Source organism: Colwellia sp. D2M02, assembly GCF_018860755.1.
Classification (GTDB): domain Bacteria; phylum Pseudomonadota; class Gammaproteobacteria; order Enterobacterales; family Alteromonadaceae; genus Colwellia; species Colwellia asteriadis.
Map to the genome: position 1 here is coordinate 1 of NZ_JAHKPW010000084.1, position 2,473 is coordinate 2,473.

Annotated in this window: 3 protein-coding genes; 1 reads left to right on the forward strand and 2 read right to left on the reverse strand. The window is 36.6% G+C overall.

What is annotated here, in order from left to right; genetic code table 11:
* Window positions 1-128: 128 nt before the first annotated feature.
* Together KO495_RS15965 and KO495_RS15970 are read right to left on the reverse strand one after the other, a co-directional pair.
* The gene (locus KO495_RS15965; RefSeq protein WP_252739018.1) at window positions 129-587 is read right to left on the reverse strand and encodes a DUF2846 domain-containing protein; all 459 of its coding nucleotides are present in this window, start codon (window positions 585-587) and stop codon (window positions 129-131) included.
* 634 nt (window positions 588-1,221) lie between these two features.
* Entirely contained in the window at window positions 1,222-1,509 is a 288-nt protein-coding gene (locus KO495_RS15970) for a hypothetical protein (RefSeq protein ID WP_215981406.1), read from the reverse strand.
* A gap of 336 nt (window positions 1,510-1,845) precedes the next feature.
* Here KO495_RS15970 and KO495_RS15975 point away from each other — a divergent pair.
* The coding region (locus KO495_RS15975; protein WP_215981407.1) for a transposase at window positions 1,846-2,473 on the forward strand (628 nt) is incomplete at its 3' end.

Genomic DNA, 2,473 nt, shown 5'->3' on the forward strand with positions numbered 1-2,473 from the left:
AAAAAGTAGCGATAATTGCGTGTGTTAGAAAGATGATTGTGATCTTGAATTCTATGCTTAGAGACGGTGTAATGTGGGAAGCGCCAGTAACTAAAAAATAGTTATTGACGCCATAGTCTCTTGTTATGCTATGAGCTACATTTACCTTTAATAGCCATATCAAGTTTTGAAACTTGTTTTTTACCTTTTTCTTCATCAACTAGCTCTACACCAGCACCACCAACAAAAACTCCCATTTTTATATACTGACTAACAAAATAGTTTTTACCGCTTTCAGTTTTAACAAGTAAATCATTAGGAGAAAATTCTGACTCTGTAGAAACTTTATGTTCAGTATTGCCTTCTATTTCCTCATAAAAGAACATGTTAGGTGCTGTTTCACCAACGCACTTACCATTTAGCCATACATCTTTTTTTAGTGCTCCACCGAAACTACCTGACCTATAGACATACAAGCCAGATTTTCCCTCAGAAGGTGAATTATATTGTTTTGCTAACTCACTTCTTTCTTTTGACTCCATAGGTACACTAGTACAACCGGTAGCAAGCAATGCTGTTACCGCAATAGTGGTTAAAACTTTATTCATTGTTTTTCCTTTTTGTAATTACGAGCTTCAACTGCTCGTTTGTTTGAAATAGCATAACGCCCCAATAAGGGGCTAAAAATTGTTTGCTAAAATTGTGAACGGAGTGAAACAGCCAACTGTTTTTTGTCCGTTTGAACGCCTTGTTAGGCAGTTGTGCTGAAGCCACCTTTTTTACTACGTAAAGCAATTACATAACCGACAGCAACACTAGATATATACAAAATAAACTCAAACAGAACCATGTTTGAAAAATACTCTAAGCCTATCAAGTAGACAATAATGCATAGAGGCAATAAATAATTAGCACTGGTTGCAACTAATACGTTTATTAAGTAATTGTTAGGCAACTCTTTTACAAACATATAAATAACAAAAGCGGTTATAAAAAAAACTAATATCTGTAGTACCAAATAGTAACTAATAGGCTCATATAAGTTATCTAATAAAAAGTATCCGAAGAATACACCTAACAAAAAATTAGGTAAAAATAAAATAGCGATAAATTTTAAAAGTCTTCTCCAATGCATGCTTATACTCTTACTGCCTAACGCCTCATTAAGAGGCAAAAAATAGTTGGCCAAAATCAGCGAGGCACGAGCACGGCCAACTGTCTTTTGTCCTTTTGAATGACTTGTTATATGCCATTTTGACCGCGATATGTTGAGTACGTTTTTAAACCGAATACTACAGCAAGAAATAGCATTGATACAGGCAACAAATATAGGATAAAAGAAAGCTGTTCCATTGCAGCCATAATAGGCTTACCTAGTGTGCTTTCAATTGTAGAGCTAATCCAAAAATACGACTTGTATGTTAGAAATAAAAAGATACCTGTAACAACGGCACCAACTTGCCAGATATAACCAGTAATTTCGAAAAATTGTTCTAGTAACTCGTCCGGTATTGAGTTTCTGCGAGCCATGAATCCTCCTTGGCATATAACGCCTCGTTAAGAGGCAAATAATATGTTGGCTAAAATAAGCGACGCAGGAGCAAAAGCCAACTGTTATTTGTCCTGCTTTAACGACTTGTATGGATAATACACCCATCTTTTTTATTCTTTTTAAACATCTTTAGGTAAAGTGAGACCCAGGCTTAAGCAGCAACTTAAGCTTTCCTTGTCGTAGTTCGATTGAGCAAAGGCTCCTCAGTTGAGAGACCGATAACAAGAACGAACGCAACAAAGGACTCCAAGCACCACACTCGAATAGTCTACTGGGTCTCGAACCCGCATTTTGCAAGTAAGAGTTAGCTTATTATGAATACTAAAACAAATCAAAACATTAACGTCGGTGTTGATACCGGTAAATATCAACTCGACATTTACATCTGTCCTTTAGATATCTATTTCACCGTAGAAAATAATGAAAAAGGGATTAAAGAAGCGGTTAAAATCATCAAAAAACACAATCCTGAGCGTATTGTTATTGAAGCAACAGGCCGACTTGAAATGCCGTTTATCTTGGCATGTGCTAAGGCTAATTTACCTTTTACCATCGCTAATCCAATCCACGTAAAACGTTTTGCCGGAGCGATTGGTCAACGGGCAAAAACAGATAAACTTGATGCGGAGCTTATCGCTCATTTCGGTGAAGCGATTGAGCCACCATTATCCACCCTAAAGCCGGACACGATGCAGTTGATGAGTGATTTAGTGACGCGAAGAAATCAGTTACTCACCATGCAAACAATGGAGAAAAACAGATTACAAATCATGCCAAAAGAGTTGGCGATGACAATCAAGCCAGTTCGAACGTTATTTAAGAATCAGATTAATAAAATTGAAGATAAAATAGTGAAGGTCATTGAATCATGTCCAGAATATCAAGCGAAAAACATGATATTACAAAGCATGACAGGCATTGGAAAAATAGCTGCCGCTTCAA

Coding starts and splice junctions, on each gene's coding strand:
- KO495_RS15970 (WP_215981406.1), bottom strand. CDS start 1,509: ATGGCTCGCAGAAACTCAATACCGGACGAGTTACTAGAACAATTTTTC.
- KO495_RS15965 (WP_252739018.1), bottom strand. CDS start 587: ATGAATAAAGTTTTAACCACTATTGCGGTAACAGCATTGCTTGCTACC.